We start from the raw sequence: 14,277 nt of genomic DNA on the forward strand, positions 1-14,277 counted from the left end.
GCATGGGATGCAGAAAGGGCTGCTGCCTTCCGGCAACAGCCCTTTACGGTGCGGACGCAGGTTCCGCGTGCAGGCCTTATACCAAGTCCGGAGCGCTGGCTACGATGTAGTCCGCCGCGGCGGGTCCGGTCATGGAAAGGTTGTTGCTGTCCGGGTTGATCCCGGCATCGTGCATGGCTTCCCAAAGCGCAGCCGGCGGCTGCAGTTCAGCTTTGTGCAGGAGGCACCAGCTGGTGTAGAGGCCGTACAGCTCGTCGCGTCCCAGGCCCAGGCCTGGCTCCCTGTCCGCGACAACTGCTTCGGAAAGAAACTGTTCAAAATGGGTAGCAGGCATGTCCGCTCATAAGGGTTGACCGTGGTGCCGCCGTCTGCTTCAGCGGACCTGCCGGTCTCCAAAGGATCCCGGCGAGGTATTCAAGAAAGTATTGCAGTTCACTGCGCTTTGTCCAGTCAGGGCCTGACCGCCGGGGGGAGGCTGAGGGGGCCGACGGCGACTGGGGGGACTGGCCTCGGTCTCAGAAGAGGCCATCTCACCGCCGACCCCGCATTGCCCCGGGCCGCATGCCACCCGGGAAACCTCAACAGGACCTCCAAGATGAATTTTCCTCCATCTTGAAGGTCCTGCCTAGTCCCTCTTCCGGTAGCCGGAGCGCGCCCGCTACGCCTTCCCGCTTGGCCGGCCGCCGTCGTCGGACTCCCCGTTGCCAGCGCGGTGCTGTACCTTCTCGCGGACCCTGTCGCGGTGCCGCTCACCGTGGTGGCCGCCGTCCTGGCCATTGCCGGCAGGCTGCCCGTCCTGGCTGTCGGCGGAGCCGTTACCGCCGTTCTCCGAGGAGTACTTCTCCCGGAGTTCGCGGCCGTGCTTGATGTCTTCCTCGATCTGCTGCTGCATCTTTTCGCTCTTTTTGGTATCCCGCGGGGGCAACTGGATGGTCTCCTCCGCCTTGATGCCGGCCTGGAGCTGGCGCCCCCGCTCGACTTCGGCGTCGAACTCAGCACCGAAGAGCAGGGACATGTTCAGGATCCAGAGCCAGAGCAGCATGATGATCACGCTGCCCAAGGCGCCGTAGGTCTTGTTGTAGTTGCCGAAGTTACCCACGTAGAAGCCGAAGCCCAGGGAGGCGATCAGGAACACGACCAGCGCGATTCCGGAGCCCATGCTCATCCAGCGGAACTTGGGCTGCTTGACGTTGGGCGTGGCGTAGTAGAGGACAGCAATGATGGCGATGATCAGGACGATCATGACGGGCCACTTGGCGATGTTCCAGACCATGAGGAACGGGCCGCTGAGGCCGATGAGCCCGCCCACGGCCTCGGAGACCGGCCCGCTGAGGACCAGCATGCCGGCCAACAGTGCCACGATGACCACGGCCAGGAGGGTGACGGCCAGCATGGTGCCGCGGAGCTTCACGAAGGCGCGCCCTTCATCCACCTCGTAAACCCGGTTCATCGCCCGCCCAAAGGCCCCAACATAGCCGGATGCCGACCACAGGGCGGTGGCAAGGCCGATCACCAGGGTGAGCCCGGCCGCCGGGGCACTCGTCAGTTCCGAGACGGGACCGCTGATCGTATTGACGGTCTCGGCAGGAGCGAAGCCGCGCACGATTTCCAGCAAGGCATTAGTGGTCTTCTGGGGATCGCCAAAGAGGCCAAGAAGTGAGACCAGTGCCAGCAGGGCGGGGAACAGCGACAGGACCGCGTAGTAGGTCAGGGCTGCTGCCAGGTCGGGGCACTGGTCCTTGCTGAACTCCCGGAGGGTCTTCCTGGTGATGTATTTCCAGGACGGTTTGTCCAGGTCCCTTGGGCTGGTGGGTTTCCTTGCGTCGTTTGGATCCGGAGCCTGGCCCGCCTTGGCGGTACTGGTCTCGGAATCGTCGTGAGTGGCCATGGGGTGTCCTCTCAATCAGGGGCGAAACGAACAGGCCGGCCCGCGGAGTGGCGGTGCCGGCCTGCCGAACGAAACTATTGCCTTACGGTGCGGTGCTGGACTGATCAGGTGTTTTGGACGTGGTCTTTGGCGTCGGTGGCGCGGTCTTTGACGTCGGTGGCGGCTTGTTGGCCTTCGAGTTTGACGTTTTGGGCGGCGTCGGTGGCGGTGGCCTTGACGTTTTCCATGGCTTCCTGGGCTGGTTCCTTGAGGTCCTGGGCCATGGTTTTGGCGGCGTCGGTGACCTGGGTTGCCAGGGGCTGGGCTGCGGTTTTGAGCTGGTCCGCGGCTTCGCGTTCCTTCTGGCTTGCCGGGATCAGCGAGGAGACCAGGAGTCCGGCGCCGAAGGCGATCAGGCCGGCGGCGAGCGGGTTGCCGGCGGTTTTGGCTTTGACCTGGTCCGGGGCGGCGGAGACGGCGTGGCCGGCGTCGCTGAGTTTTGCCGAGACGGTGTCGCCTGCCTGGTGGAGGCTGTCGCCGGCGGTGTGCATGGCGTTGGTGGTGTGCCCGGCGCCGGTGGCGGTGGTGTCGTGGACCTTGGTGGTGGCGTTGTCTGCGGCGCCCATGATTTTCTCCTTGACGCCGGTGACGGCGTCTTTGACCTTGTCGGTTTGGCGGTGGACGATGTTGGACGGGGTGACCTTGTCTGCCACGGCGTCCACGTTGGTGCCCAGGCGTGCCCGGGTGGCTTCTATGTCTGCGCGGATGACGTCAGGGTTTTCGCTCATCGGTTTACCTCACCTGGTTTTAGGGTTGGGGGAATTTCTGAGAGGGTTTCCCCGGTTTGGGGCAGGCCTTTGATCTGCTTGAGTTCCTTGCGGCCGGTGGAGGCCAGGACGGCGGCGATGATGGCCCAGATGACGGCGACGATCAGTGCGGACCAGCCCAGGGGCATGATGGCGCCCAGGGCCCACATCAGGGCCAGGGAGAGGAAGAGCAGGACGAAGTGTCCGCCGATGCCGGCGCCGGCGAGCATGCCGGCGCCTTTCCCTGCGCGGGAGGTGGATTGTTTGAGTTCGGCTTTGGCCAGTTCCACTTCCTGGCGCATCAGGGTGGACAGGTCCCGGGTTACGTCGCCCAGCAGCTCGCCCAGGGACGCGTTGTCCGCTTTCACATGCGCCGCACTCGGCGGCATTTCCGGAATCTGGCTACTCATTACAGGCCACCCGTCTGGCCGCCCCGGCTGCGGTCCTGCGTGAGGGGGTCGTTTGCCATGGGATCGTCGGCGAGTGCGCGGTCACGCAGCGGATCGTCCGAGAGCTGGTTTCCGGACCACGGTTCTTCCACCAGCTGCGGGCTGTCCAGGCCGCTGGCCGGCCCCGCTGCCTCCGGATAGCTGCTGCCCGGTGCACCGCCGTCGTAACCGGCCGTAGTGGTGGCCGGGCCGGGGAGCTGGACCGGAGGCGGAGGAACGGTCCCGCCGGCAACGGGGCTTGTCTGGTTGTACTGGCCACCGTAGGGGGTGCCGGAGTACTGGCCGGACAGGCCGGATGTCCTGGTGCCGGCAGAAGTGGATGAAGTGTCTGGCGCGCCTGCGGTGAGGCCGCGGGTGAGGCGTCCGGCAAGGACACCGGCGCCGGCGGCGAGGAGCAGGAACGTGCCGGGATTGTTGCGGGCGAACCGCTGGACCTCGTTCAGGAGGTCACCGGGTTCCCGGTTCTCCAGCCAGGACGCGATGGAAGACGTCCGCTCGGCTGCCTGCCGGACAAGGTCGCTGGCCATGCCCTGCTGGTCCGGGGCGCTGGCCATGCTGTGCAGCTGGCTGGAAATGTTGCGGATGCCCTCGGCGGCCTTCTGCTGCTGCGTGCCGGCCTGGGTGGTCAGGCCCGACTTGGCCTGGTGGAGCAGGTCCTGGGCATTGAGCTTGGCCTCGTGGGCAACATTCGCGGCCTCGCCCTTGGCGGTCTCCGCTACATTCTGGGCGGATCCGGCAGCGGTCCGGGCCACATCGGCTGCTTCTTCCTTGGCAGCGTCTTTGCGCGAGGACGCAGAGGTGTCACCGGTGGTGGGGTAGCCGGTTCCGGCTTCGCCCGCGTATGGGCTGGCGGTTGACGGGAAGGTGGTGGCCTGCCGTTCACCGGGGATTCCTGTACTGCCCGGAGGAGTCGTGTAAGCGGGGTCCTCGGGCCATTGGTTCTCTGTCATCTTCGCTCTCTCTTTCCAAGAAGGCCGGTTGTTGATCAAGAACCAGCAATACTGGCCGTAAAATGATAAGCATGGTTACTAATAAAAAGTAAGTACCCTTGCTAAGCGAGTTATAACCGTTCCAAAAATGTCAGCCGGAATGGCGAGGGCCTGCCCGGTCACAACGAAGTGGAAAGTGGTGGGAAACATGGATACAGCTCCATGGGTTTGGGTGATAGTTGCCATCGTTGTCATTGCACTGATCGTGGTGCTCCTTTTGGCCGGCGGAAAGCGCCGGAAGGCCCTCCAGCAGAAGCGGGACCAGGAGCACCGGGAAAAGGCGGCAGAGATCCGGCGTGAAGCCGAGAACATGGAAATCGACGCCCGCGAGAGGGAAGCCAAGGCCACCCGGGCACGCGCCGACGCCGAACAGGCACAGGTCGACGCGGCGCGCCTTCGGCAGGAAGCCGAGCAGCGGGCCCATGAGGCGCAGGCCCTGCGTGGCGACGCAGCCAGCCACACCCGGAAGGCGGACGAGCTCGATCCCGACGTCGGCCGGGATGGCCGGCGGGACCAGGCGGCGGGCCCAGACGGCCGCCAGGCGGAATACGGGAATGCCGGCCATGACGGGCGTGGACCTTCCGACGCTGGTGCCGGCCGGGCTACGGGCGGGGACGCGGGATACGTGGAGGGCCGCCATGCCGACCTGCCACATGACGGCCGCGGCAGCCGCGGCACGATTGACGGCGGAAACGGGTCGGATATGCCGGCGGGCATGACTGGCGCCGAATCCGAGCGGAGGCGTCATCGCGATGAGACTGGCACCCCGGGAAATACGGGCACTTCGGAAAATCCAACTAGTTCGGAAAATCCAAACACCCCCACGGGACGTGATGCACGCGGCAGGGAAAACCCGCGTATCTAAAGCCCGCAAGCGGCCGCAGGCGGCGGCCGCAGTGGTTGAGCCCGGGGTCTTAAGCGCTAGGGCCGCCGCGGCTTGAGGACGGGGGAAGGGCCAACGCCTTCCCCCGTTCCCATGCCCGCGAGGACTTCCTTGACGGCGTCTATTGATGACACCCGTGGTTCCCACCCCAGGATCCGTTGTGCGCGGCTGGTGTCCATGATGGGCGCGCCCGCCGCCATCTCCACCCATCCGGAATCCGTGGGCTGGATACGTGCCCGCCACGTCAAGTCCACCACGGCGTGAAGCAGCCGCATGGGGATGGGGAGGATCCTCTTGGCGCCCAGGATGCGGCCCAGTTCCTGCGGGGTCAAAACCGGCTCGGCGGCGATGTTGAAGGCTCCGCTGGCCCGCTGGTCCACCACCCGCCAGTAGGCCTCTGCCACGTCGTCCGCGTGCACGGCCTGGAAGACCAGGTTGTCCGGGACCGGCAGCAATGGAACCCAGGGTTTGCGGGGTACGAGCTGCGAAAGAACCCTTCCCAGGAAGTACCTGCCAATTTCACTCCCTGCGTTTCCCTGGAAGATGAGGGCCGGCCGCAGCCTGGCGACCGAAATCTCCGGTTCAGCGGCGGCGAACTGGTCAAGGAGCTTTTCCTGCTCGGCTTTGTGGCGGCTGTAATGCGATCCGGCCATCCCGGTGGCGGGCCAGGACTCGTCCCTGCGCCGGTCTTTGTCCGCCTTGCTGTAGGCGCCGACGGACGAGGCGCAGACAACCTGTTTGACGCCCATCTTTCCGGCAGCGTCCAGGACATTCCTGGTGCCTGTGACATTGGTGCGGTGCAGGAGGGGCAAATCGCGGTTCGGCTGGATCTGCCACGCCAGGTGGACGACGGAATCAACCCCTTCGAGCGCCTTCTCGAGCAGCGGCCTGTCCTGTTCCAGGCCCACGTCCAGGCTGTGCCACTGCACGCCGCCGTAGGGGTCCCGGGACGTGTCAGGCACCCTCCGGCTGATGCCAACCAACTGCAGGCTCCCGGGCTTTCGGGCGACGTGGCCCTGCAGGTTGCGCAGCAGTGCTGTTCCCGCGTTTCCGCTGGCCCCGGTGATGGCAATGCGCATGCCAACGACTCCTTTGCACGCTTGGACTGGTTGCGGGCCCTTCAGGACGAGCCTACAGCGGAGGAGCATTGTTTTATAAGCAACCTTATGATTTGCTGCTTCTAAGTCTTGCCGCAGGCTTTCGGAACCAGACCGAGGGAAACCAACACTCATGCCCGAATCCTTTGCCGCATTTGCCGTGGACGCTGCCCCTGTCCGCTGCCAACAGCCCGAACCGGCACAACAACCCACTCCTCCCGCAACCTCAGGACGGCTGCGGGAAACGTTTGAAAACGAACTGGTCCTCCGGTACCTGGACCTCGCCGAGGCTTTGGCCGCCCGTTTTGAGGCCCGCGGCCGGGAGCGGGCAGACCTGAACCAGGTGGCCTACCTTGGCCTGGTCAAAGCGGCCCGCGGCTTTGACCAGGCCAAGGGCGAGAGCTTTCCGGCCTACGCCGCGCCCACCATCACGGGCGAACTCAAGAGGTATCTCCGCGACCGGACCTGGGTTGTGCGCCCGCCACGCCACATCCAGGACCTGAGGACGCGGCTGTTCCGTGCAGAGCCGGAACTGACCCAATCCCTGGGCCGGAATCCCAGCGTCGCCGAACTGGCCAGCGAATTGGGAAGCGACCCGGCTGAGGTGCAGGAGGCCATCTCGGCATCCAGCAGCATGCACCCGGACTCCCTTGACGCCGCGAACCCCAACTCGGATGCCCCGTCCATCGGCGACGTCCTGGCAAGCCCCGAGACGCCCCTGGAACGGCTTGAGGAACTCGCCTGCCTGCGGGACGCCATGCAGGACCTGGATGACTCGGACCGGGAGCTTTTGTACCGGCGCTACTTCTGTGAGGAGACGCAGGTGCAGCTGGGGAAGCGGTTGGGGATGTCCCAGATGCAGGTGTCCCGCCGTTTGGCCAAGGTGCTGGTGGAACTGCAGCGGCGCCTGGAGGACGGCGCCCAGTTCGGCGCGCCGGAGGATGCCGCCGGCAACGGGACCTCATCCCGGGTTGTGCCGGCAGGCCGGACAGCCAACCACCCCGCGCCTTTCCGCCGTGCCCGGAACGGGCACACCGGCGCAGGTGCCGGCCGCCGCTTCGGCGGTGCGGAGACCAGGTAAAGCCCGGCCTTCGACCGGACCCGCGCAGTCAACGGACGACGGCGGGTGGCGGCCGCGGAAGCACATCATCGCCGGCTGCCGGGAGGGGCTGCGAAGCGCCCCGGAGGGAGTGCCTGCAGCAACAGGCATCCTATCTTGCCTGTTCAGCCGCCGAAAGGAAACACGCTCCTGCGGCTGAAAGAGGCCGTGGCCCTGTTTAGGAGCATCAGCAGGAGGGAACTGTTTGGTCATGGGAAGCTCTGAAAGATCCAAGCTCCGCGCTGTCCTGTTCGACCGGGACGGAACCTTGGTGATCGATGTGCCCTACAACGGGGACCCCGGCAAAGTACGGCCAATGCCCGGCGCCAAGGCCGTGCTGGACAGCCTGCGGGCGGAGGGTATCGCCACCGGCGTGATCAGTAACCAGTCGGGCATTGCCCGCGGCCTGATCTCGGCCGGGGACGTGGCAAGAGTCAACGCCCGGGTGGAAGAACTGCTGGGACCTTTTGACGTGTGGGAAGTCTGCCCCCACGCGGAGCAGGACGGCTGTACATGCCGGAAACCCGCTCCGGGGATGGTCCACAGCGCCTGCCGCAGACTTGGCATCCATGCCTCGGAGGCCGCCCTGATTGGGGACATTGGCGCCGACGTCGGTGCTGCCGAAGCGGCCGGCGCCACCGGAGTCCTGGTTCCCACCCCCGTGACCCGTGCCGAGGAGGTGGCTGCGGCGCGGCTGGTTGCTTCCGACCTGGCGTCCGCCGTCGGCCTGCTGCAGGGGACGCCCTGATGGGGCGCGTCCTGGTGGCCCGGCTGGACAGCATGGGCGATGTCCTGCTGGCAGGTCCGGCCGTGCGGGCGGTAGCCAACGGCCGTGCCCAGTACGGCGGCAGCACCAACCACGTGGTGATGCTGTGCGGCAGGCAGGGTGAAGCTGCGGCCGCGATGCTCCCTGGCGCCGCTGAGGTGTACAGCTGGGACAGTCCCTGGATCATGAACCCGGCGCCCGGGATGACCGGGCCGCACGCCGACCGGCTGATCGAGTATGTCCGCAATTCCCGGATCACCGAAGCAGTCATCCTCACGTCCTTCCACCAGTCGCCGCTGCCGCTGGCCCTGTTGCTGCGGCTGGCAGGAGTGGAACGCATCACCGGCGCCTCCACTGACTACGCCGGCTCCCTGCTGGATGTCCGCCTCAAGCCGGGGGAGGACTTCCCCGAAGACCAGCCCGAGGCGGAGCGGGCACTGGGCATTGCCGAGGCCGCAGGTTTCCGACTTCCCGCGGGCGACGACGGGAAGCTGCGCGTGAAGTCCGGTCCGGACGTGACGGGCCTGGTGGGTGACGAACCGTACGTTGTGGTCCACCCCGGAGCCGCTGTTCCCGCCAGGGCGTGGCCCCCGCTGCACCATGCCGCCGCCGTCGAACTCCTCCAGGGTGCCGGGTACCGGGTGGTGGTGACCGGCGGACCCGGCGAGGAGTCGCTGACCGCCACGGTGGCCGGCCCCTCTGCGGTGGACCTCGGCGGGCGCACCGACCTGCCCACCATGGCCGCCGTCATGGCCGGAGCCGATGCGGTGGTCAGCGGGAACACCGGACCGGCCCACCTGGCAGCTTCGGTGGGCACACCCGTGGCGTGCCTGTTTTCCCCTGTGGTCCCGGCCATCCGGTGGGCGCCCTATGGCGTGCCCCTGGAACTCCTCGGGGACCAGAACGCACCCTGCCGTATGTCCCGCGCCCGGCTTTGCCCCGTCCCGGGCCACCCCTGCCTCGACTCCGTATCGCCGGAGGAAGTGGTGGCAGCGGTGGAACGCCTGATCAGCGGAGTGAGCTCCTTCAGCACCCATGTCAGCACCCGTAGAAAGGCCCGCAACAGATGAGAATCCTGCTCTGGCATGTCCACGGTTCCTGGACGGACGCCTTTGTCCGCGGCCGCCACGAGTACCTGCTTCCCGTCCTGCCCGGAGGCGGCGCATGGGGCCTGGGCCGCGCCGGCAGGGACTGGCCGGAATCAGTGCGGGAGGTGGACCTGGCGACGCTCCACCCTGACGCCGTGGACGCCGTCGTCCTCCAACGCCCGGAAGAGATCGATGAGGTGGTCCGAACCCTGGGCCGGATGCCCGGCGTCGACCTTCCGGCCGTGTTCGTGGAGCACAACACGCCCAAAGGCAACTTCCCGAACACCAGCCACCCGCTTGCGGACCAAACCAGCATCCCGGTGGTCCACGTCACCCACTTCAACCGCCTGGCCTGGGACAACGGCTCCGCTCCCACCACGGTGATCGAGCACGGAATCCCGGACCCTGGCCAGCTCTATACCGGTGAACTGCCGGAACTGGGGGTAGTGGTCAACGAACCGGTCCGCCGCGGCCGGGTCACAGGAACCGACCTGCTGCCGGCCTTCGCGTCGGTGGCGCCGCTGCAGGTGTTCGGCATGAAGACAGAGGGCCTGGCGGCAGCCACCGGAATCGAGGCTTCACGCGTGACGTCCCGGGGCGACCTGAAGACCCGGGACCTGCACCGGGAACTTGCCCGCTGCCGGGTCTACGTCCATCCCATGCGCTGGACCTCGCTGGGGCTGTCCCTCCTGGAAGCCATGCACCTGGGCATGCCGGTGGTGGTGCTTGCCACCACCGAGGCCCCACGTGCCGTGCCGCAGGAAGCCGGTGTGGTCTCGGCCGACGTCGACGAGCTGCTCCGTTGCGCGGCGCGGCTGGTGGCCAATCCGGATGAAGCCCGACGGCGGGGAGTTGCCGCCCGGGAGGCGGCACTCGAGCGTTACGGCCTGGGCAAGTTCCAGGACCGCTGGGATGAGCTCCTGGCGGATCTGCGGAACCATCCGCGGCACCCCGTTAACGAGCGGCCGGACGAGCGGATCCTCGTTCCGGCGCGGGAGAGGAAGACACCATGAAGATCGCCATGATTTCTGAACACGCCAGTCCGCTGGCGGCACTGGGCGGGGTGGATGCAGGCGGGCAGAACGTACACGTTGCCGCGCTGTCCGAGGCCCTTGCCAAGCGCGGCCACCACGTCACCGTCTACACCCGCAGGGACGCAACGGAGCTTCCCGCACGGGTCCGGGTGGGGCGCCGGTTCGAAGTGGTCCACGTGGACGCCGGGCCCGCCCGCCACGTGCCCAAGGACCAGCTGCTGCCCTACATGGGCGACCTCGCGGACGGCGTGGCCAGGGACTGGGGGCATCGGCCGCCGGATGTGGTGCACGGCCACTTCTGGATGTCCGGCCTGGCAGCCCTGGAGGCGGCCAGGCGGCCCGATGCCGGATACCGCGTGCCCATGCTGCAAACGTTCCATGCGCTGGGCACCGTCAAGCGGAGGCACCAGGGCGCGGAGGACACCAGCCCGGAGGCACGCCGCTGGCTGGAACCCGGCGTGGGACGAGCTGCCGACCGGATCATCGCCACCTGCTCAGACGAAGTTTTCGAGCTCAAGGCCATGGGTATCGCCACCGGCAAGATCTCCATTGCACCCTGCGGCGTGGACCTGGGCTTCTTCTCTGCAGAGGGGCCGGTGGCAGCCAGGAAGCGCCGCTACCGGATCCTGTCTGTGGGGCGGCTGGTGCCACGCAAGGGTGTGGACCTGGTGATCCGTGCGCTCCCGTACCTCAAGGCGGCGGGATTCGACGACGTCGAACTCCTGATCGTGGGCGGGGGCGGCGACGCGAACGTGATGCACGCCGACCCCGAAATCCGGCGCCTGCTGGACCTCGCCGCCGGGCTGGGCGTGTCTGAACACGTGACCCTGCAGGGGCAGGTGTCCCGCGCGGAGATGCCCGGCATCTTCCGCAGTGCCGATGCCGTGGTGTGCGCACCCTGGTATGAACCGTTTGGCATCGTGCCGCTGGAAGCCATGGCATGCGGCATTCCGGTGGTGGCAGCAGCGGTTGGCGGCCTCCGGGACACGGTGGTTGACCACACCACCGGCCTGCACGTCCCGCCGCGGGACCCTGAAGCCATTGCCTCGGCACTGTCACTGCTGCTGGAAAACCCCGCCCTCAGGACGAAGCTCGGCCAGGCCGGGGAGCGGCGCGCGCGCACCCGTTACTCCTGGGACCGGGTGGCAGCGGAAACCGAAAAGGCATACCAGCTGGCCATGGCCGGTGCCCCGGCCAGCGTTTCGGCCGGGATCGTACCGATGGAAGGAGCCGCCCTGTGACTGCTGAATCGTCCCTGCGTGAAGCAGACCTCCGTACCCTGACCGCAGTACCGGCCCTGCCCGCTGTGCTCCCGGGCGCCACGTTCGTGGATGCCGCCAGCGCCGAGGCCGTCCGCACCCACCTGGACAACGTCATTCCGGCGCTTGATTCGCTCCGCAGCCAGTCGGGCCGGCTGGCTGCCTGGGGCGTGGAGCTGGCACAGCGCCTGCTGCGCGGCCAGCGGCTCCTGGCCGCGGGCAACGGCGGCTCAGCCGCGGAGGCGCAACACCTCACCGCCGAACTGGTGGGCCGGTTCGACAGCGAGCGGGTCCCGTTCTCCGCCATTTCCCTGCACGCGGAGTCATCGGCGGTCACCGCCATCGCCAACGACTACGGGTACGACGAAGTCTTTTCCCGGCAGGTCCGCGCGCATGGCCGCTCCGGTGACGTGCTGATGCTGCTGTCCACCAGCGGCAAGAGCCCCAACCTGCTGCGCGCCGCGGAAGCGGCCTCCCGGCTCAACGTGACCACCTGGGCGCTCACCGGCTCCGGCCCCAACCCGCTGGCCGACGTCTGCGACCAGGCCGTCATGATCGACGCCCTGAACGCCAACGCCCAGGAAGGGCACCTGATCGCCCTGCATGCCGTGTGCCGGGCCTTCGACCTTGAGGTTGCCCGGCACACCCCGTCAGTGGTCCCAGGGTTCCCCAGAGATGGCCGGCCATGAGGATCGTCGTCGTGGGAGACGTGATGCTGGACGTCGACCTTTCCGGTGAGGCCACCCGGCTCAGCCCGGACGCCCCTGTTCCCGTGGTGGACGTTTCGGCTGTCCGCCGCCGCGCCGGCGGCGCAGGCCTGGTGGCGCGCATGCTGGCCCAGGACGGCTGGCCCGTCACGCTGGTGACGGTCCTTGGCAACGACGACGCCGGCAGCCAGTTGCGTGCGCAGCTGGCCGGCGTGCGGCTCGTCGCGGGCAGCAGCAGCTATCCCTCGCCCGTCAAGACCCGGGTCCGGGCGGGTTCCCATCCGGTGGTCCGCTTCGACCAGGGCTGTGAAAAGACGCCGGTCCCGGAGGTCAGCCCCGCCATGCTCCGCGCCGTGGAAAAAGCCGGCGTGGTGATCGTGGCGGACTACGGCAGGGGACTGGCAGCCAACCCGCAGCTGCGCGACGTGCTGGCCCGGCTCGCGGACAGGGTGCCGGTCATCTGGGACCCGCATCCCTCGGGGCCCGATCCGGTGCCAGGCGTAACCGTGGTGACCCCGAATATCTCCGAGGCCACCAAGGCGGTGCAGTCCGGTCCGGGGAAGGGCTCCGCCCAGGCGGATTCCGCAGACCCAGCCGCAGCCGTGGCAGGGGTCCTGCTGGAACGCTGGCGCAGCCAGGCGGTGCTGGTGACCAAAGGCGAGGAAGGGGCCGTGCTGCTGCAGCGGGGCGGTACCGCCGCCCGTTCCGTTCCCGCGCCGAGGGTGGAGGCCGGCGATCCCTGCGGGGCAGGCGACCGGCTGGCAGCCAGCCTGGCGGTGCACCTCCTGGCCGGCCGCGACCTGCCGGATGCGGCGGCCCTGGCGGTCCACGATGCCGCCGATTTCCTGGCCGCCGGAGGAGTGTCGGCCCTGCCCGATGCCGGTGGGGAAGATGCCGCCCCCGGACATCGCGGGCCGGCGCAGGCGCCCGGCCGGCGTACCACCGAACCACTGCTCCTGGCCCGTTCGGTCCGTGAAAACGGCGGAAAAGTGGTTGCCACCGGCGGCTGCTTCGACCTGATCCACGCCGGCCACGTCCGAACACTCACCGCAGCCCGGGAGCTGGGGGACTGCCTGATCGTGTGCCTCAACTCCGACGATTCGGTGCGCCGGCTCAAGGGGCCGGAGCGTCCCATCATCGGCCAGCATGACCGGGCCGAGCTGCTCCTGGCGATGGAATGCGTGGACGCCGTGATGGTCTTCGACGAGGACACACCGGAAGCCGTCCTGGACCGTCTGCGTCCGGACATCTGGGTCAAGGGCGGCGACTACAAGGGCGCCCGCCTGCCCGAGACGGACCTGGTGGAAAGCTGGGGCGGCCGCTGCCTCACCGTCCCCTTCCACCCGGCCCGCTCCACCACCGGCCTGGCGGACGCACTCGCCAAGGTCAGCTGAACCTCCCTGCCCATCGACTTGTTTTCCCCATTGAAAGGAACACCATGACAGCAGAACCAACTGCAACCGCACCCACCAACCCCGGCCGCGTCCTGGTCACTGGAGGTGCCTCCGGACTGGGGGCCGCCGTCGTCGACGCCGTCCTCCGCTCAGGTGGCACCCCGGTGGTCCTGGACCGCGACATCAGCAGCGTCTCCGGGGTGAAGGCGTTCGAAGTGGACGTCGCTGACCGCGCTGCCGTGGAGAAGGCTGTCCTGGAAGCCGCCGAAACCCTGGGCGGCCTGGACGCCGTGGTCACCGCCGCCGGAATCGACCGCTGCGGCAAGCTCGCCGACGTCGAAGCCAACGAGTGGGAAAAGGTCATCGGCGTCAACCTGATGGGCACCGTTTCCGTGGTCCGCGCCGCCCTGCCCTACCTAAAGGAAACCCACGGCCGCGTAGTGACCGTGGCATCCACCCTGGGCAAGCGCGCCGTGGCTGATGCCACCGCGTACTGCGCCTCGAAGTTCGGCGTGGTGGGGTTCAGCCACGCACTGGCCGCGGAAACCGGCGGCGAAATCGGCGTCACCACCATGATCCCCGGCGGCATGAAGACCCGGTTCTTCGACGACCGCACCGAGCAGTACAAGCCGCAGGACGACTCCCGGCTCAACGACCCCGCCAACACCGCGCAGGCCATCCTGTTCGCACTCAACCAGCCCACCGGCTGCGAGGTGCGCGAGATGCTGATCTGCCACGAGGAAGAGGGCTCCTGGCCCTAAGCCGCCGCCGGCCACAACTACGCTGCCATCCGCAGTTTGCACAAGCGACATATCCAGCACCGACACATCCAGCACGGA

At 67.7% G+C, this 14,277-nt stretch carries 15 protein-coding genes; 9 read left to right on the forward strand and 6 right to left on the reverse strand.

Annotation, left to right across the window (positions count from 1 at the left end; genetic code table 11):
• Positions 1-76 precede the first annotated feature (76 nt).
• From LDO86_RS02245 to LDO86_RS02265, 5 genes are all read right to left on the reverse strand, one after another.
• Positions 77-334 carry a hypothetical protein gene (locus tag LDO86_RS02245; protein WP_018772209.1) on the reverse strand — a complete coding sequence of 86 codons (258 nt, stop codon included), beginning with the start codon at positions 332-334 and terminating at the stop codon, positions 77-79.
• A 324-nt stretch (positions 335-658) separates the two neighbouring features.
• On the reverse strand, positions 659-1,888 hold the full coding sequence (locus LDO86_RS02250; RefSeq protein ID WP_224084235.1) for a YihY/virulence factor BrkB family protein: 1,230 nt from the start codon (positions 1,886-1,888) through the stop codon (positions 659-661).
• A gap of 104 nt (positions 1,889-1,992) precedes the next feature.
• On the reverse strand, positions 1,993-2,655 hold the full coding sequence (locus LDO86_RS02255) for a DUF3618 domain-containing protein (protein WP_224084236.1): 663 nt from the start codon (positions 2,653-2,655) through the stop codon (positions 1,993-1,995).
• Positions 2,652-3,083: a phage holin family protein gene (locus LDO86_RS02260; protein WP_224084237.1), complete on the reverse strand. Its 432-nt coding sequence runs from the start codon at positions 3,081-3,083 to the stop codon at positions 2,652-2,654. The genes LDO86_RS02255 and LDO86_RS02260 overlap by 4 nt, the downstream gene beginning before the upstream one ends.
• Positions 3,083-4,072 (reverse strand): hypothetical protein, encoded by a 990-nt coding sequence (locus tag LDO86_RS02265; RefSeq protein ID WP_224084238.1) that lies wholly within the window; start codon positions 4,070-4,072, stop codon positions 3,083-3,085. The genes LDO86_RS02260 and LDO86_RS02265 overlap by 1 nt, the downstream gene beginning before the upstream one ends.
• A 187-nt stretch (positions 4,073-4,259) precedes the next feature.
• Between LDO86_RS02265 and LDO86_RS02270 the strand changes: the two genes are divergently transcribed.
• Positions 4,260-4,976 carry a hypothetical protein gene (locus LDO86_RS02270; protein WP_224084239.1) on the forward strand — a complete coding sequence of 239 codons (717 nt, stop codon included), beginning with the start codon at positions 4,260-4,262 and terminating at the stop codon, positions 4,974-4,976.
• Positions 4,977-5,032: 56 nt separating this feature from the next.
• On the opposite strand, the gene LDO86_RS02275 is transcribed toward LDO86_RS02270, so the two are convergent.
• Positions 5,033-6,073, reverse strand: a complete 1,041-nt coding sequence (locus tag LDO86_RS02275; RefSeq protein ID WP_134165215.1) for an NAD-dependent epimerase/dehydratase family protein — start codon at positions 6,071-6,073, stop codon at positions 5,033-5,035.
• A 151-nt stretch (positions 6,074-6,224) separates the two neighbouring features.
• Here LDO86_RS02275 and LDO86_RS02280 point away from each other — a divergent pair, with 151 nt between their 5' ends.
• The 8 genes from LDO86_RS02280 to LDO86_RS02315 all read left to right on the forward strand — a co-directional run bounded on the left by LDO86_RS02280 (position 6,225) and on the right by LDO86_RS02315 (position 14,199).
• Entirely contained in the window at positions 6,225-7,172 is a 948-nt protein-coding gene (locus tag LDO86_RS02280; protein ID WP_224084240.1) for a sigma-70 family RNA polymerase sigma factor, read from the forward strand.
• 229 nt (positions 7,173-7,401) lie between these two features.
• Positions 7,402-7,938: an HAD family hydrolase gene (locus LDO86_RS02285; protein WP_223993602.1), complete on the forward strand. Its 537-nt coding sequence runs from the start codon at positions 7,402-7,404 to the stop codon at positions 7,936-7,938.
• A complete protein-coding gene (locus tag LDO86_RS02290) occupies positions 7,938-9,026 on the forward strand; it encodes a glycosyltransferase family 9 protein (protein WP_018772193.1) in 1,089 nt (362 codons plus the stop codon). The genes LDO86_RS02285 and LDO86_RS02290 overlap by 1 nt, the downstream gene beginning before the upstream one ends.
• Positions 9,023-10,057, forward strand: a complete 1,035-nt coding sequence (locus tag LDO86_RS02295) for a glycosyltransferase (RefSeq protein ID WP_223993605.1) — start codon at positions 9,023-9,025, stop codon at positions 10,055-10,057. The genes LDO86_RS02290 and LDO86_RS02295 overlap by 4 nt, the downstream gene beginning before the upstream one ends.
• Positions 10,054-11,319 carry a glycosyltransferase gene (locus LDO86_RS02300; RefSeq protein ID WP_223993606.1) on the forward strand — a complete coding sequence of 422 codons (1,266 nt, stop codon included), beginning with the start codon at positions 10,054-10,056 and terminating at the stop codon, positions 11,317-11,319. Before LDO86_RS02295 ends, LDO86_RS02300 begins: the two co-directional genes overlap by 4 nt.
• Complete coding sequence (locus LDO86_RS02305; protein WP_223993608.1) at positions 11,316-12,026, forward strand: SIS domain-containing protein; 711 nt, start codon at positions 11,316-11,318, stop codon at positions 12,024-12,026. Before LDO86_RS02300 ends, LDO86_RS02305 begins: the two co-directional genes overlap by 4 nt.
• Positions 12,023-13,438 carry a D-glycero-beta-D-manno-heptose 1-phosphate adenylyltransferase gene (gene rfaE2, locus LDO86_RS02310; RefSeq protein ID WP_223993609.1) on the forward strand — a complete coding sequence of 472 codons (1,416 nt, stop codon included), beginning with the start codon at positions 12,023-12,025 and terminating at the stop codon, positions 13,436-13,438. Before LDO86_RS02305 ends, rfaE2 begins: the two co-directional genes overlap by 4 nt.
• Before the next feature lie 44 nt (positions 13,439-13,482).
• On the forward strand, positions 13,483-14,199 hold the full coding sequence (locus LDO86_RS02315) for an SDR family oxidoreductase (protein WP_018772198.1): 717 nt from the start codon (positions 13,483-13,485) through the stop codon (positions 14,197-14,199).
• Positions 14,200-14,277 lie beyond the last annotated feature (78 nt).

It is taken from the genome of Arthrobacter sp. StoSoilB19, assembly GCF_019977275.1.
GTDB lineage: Bacteria > Actinomycetota > Actinomycetes > Actinomycetales > Micrococcaceae > Arthrobacter.

What these genes read in the sequence shown, in the direction of transcription:
- LDO86_RS02245 (WP_018772209.1), bottom strand. Translation starts at nt 334, where the DNA reads ATGCCTGCTACCCATTTTGAACAGTTTCTTTCCGAAGCAGTTGTCGCG.
- LDO86_RS02250 (WP_224084235.1), bottom strand. Translation starts at nt 1,888, where the DNA reads ATGGCCACTCACGACGATTCCGAGACCAGTACCGCCAAGGCGGGCCAG.
- LDO86_RS02255 (WP_224084236.1), bottom strand. Translation starts at nt 2,655, where the DNA reads ATGAGCGAAAACCCTGACGTCATCCGCGCAGACATAGAAGCCACCCGG.
- LDO86_RS02260 (WP_224084237.1), bottom strand. Translation starts at nt 3,083, where the DNA reads ATGAGTAGCCAGATTCCGGAAATGCCGCCGAGTGCGGCGCATGTGAAA.
- LDO86_RS02265 (WP_224084238.1), bottom strand. Translation starts at nt 4,072, where the DNA reads ATGACAGAGAACCAATGGCCCGAGGACCCCGCTTACACGACTCCTCCG.
- LDO86_RS02270 (WP_224084239.1), top strand. Translation starts at nt 4,260, where the DNA reads ATGGATACAGCTCCATGGGTTTGGGTGATAGTTGCCATCGTTGTCATT.
- LDO86_RS02275 (WP_134165215.1), bottom strand. Translation starts at nt 6,073, where the DNA reads ATGCGCATTGCCATCACCGGGGCCAGCGGAAACGCGGGAACAGCACTG.
- LDO86_RS02280 (WP_224084240.1), top strand. Translation starts at nt 6,225, where the DNA reads ATGCCCGAATCCTTTGCCGCATTTGCCGTGGACGCTGCCCCTGTCCGC.
- LDO86_RS02285 (WP_223993602.1), top strand. Translation starts at nt 7,402, where the DNA reads ATGGGAAGCTCTGAAAGATCCAAGCTCCGCGCTGTCCTGTTCGACCGG.
- LDO86_RS02290 (WP_018772193.1), top strand. Translation starts at nt 7,938, where the DNA reads ATGGGGCGCGTCCTGGTGGCCCGGCTGGACAGCATGGGCGATGTCCTG.
- LDO86_RS02295 (WP_223993605.1), top strand. Translation starts at nt 9,023, where the DNA reads ATGAGAATCCTGCTCTGGCATGTCCACGGTTCCTGGACGGACGCCTTT.
- LDO86_RS02300 (WP_223993606.1), top strand. Translation starts at nt 10,054, where the DNA reads ATGAAGATCGCCATGATTTCTGAACACGCCAGTCCGCTGGCGGCACTG.
- rfaE2 (WP_223993609.1), top strand. Translation starts at nt 12,023, where the DNA reads ATGAGGATCGTCGTCGTGGGAGACGTGATGCTGGACGTCGACCTTTCC.
- LDO86_RS02315 (WP_018772198.1), top strand. Translation starts at nt 13,483, where the DNA reads ATGACAGCAGAACCAACTGCAACCGCACCCACCAACCCCGGCCGCGTC.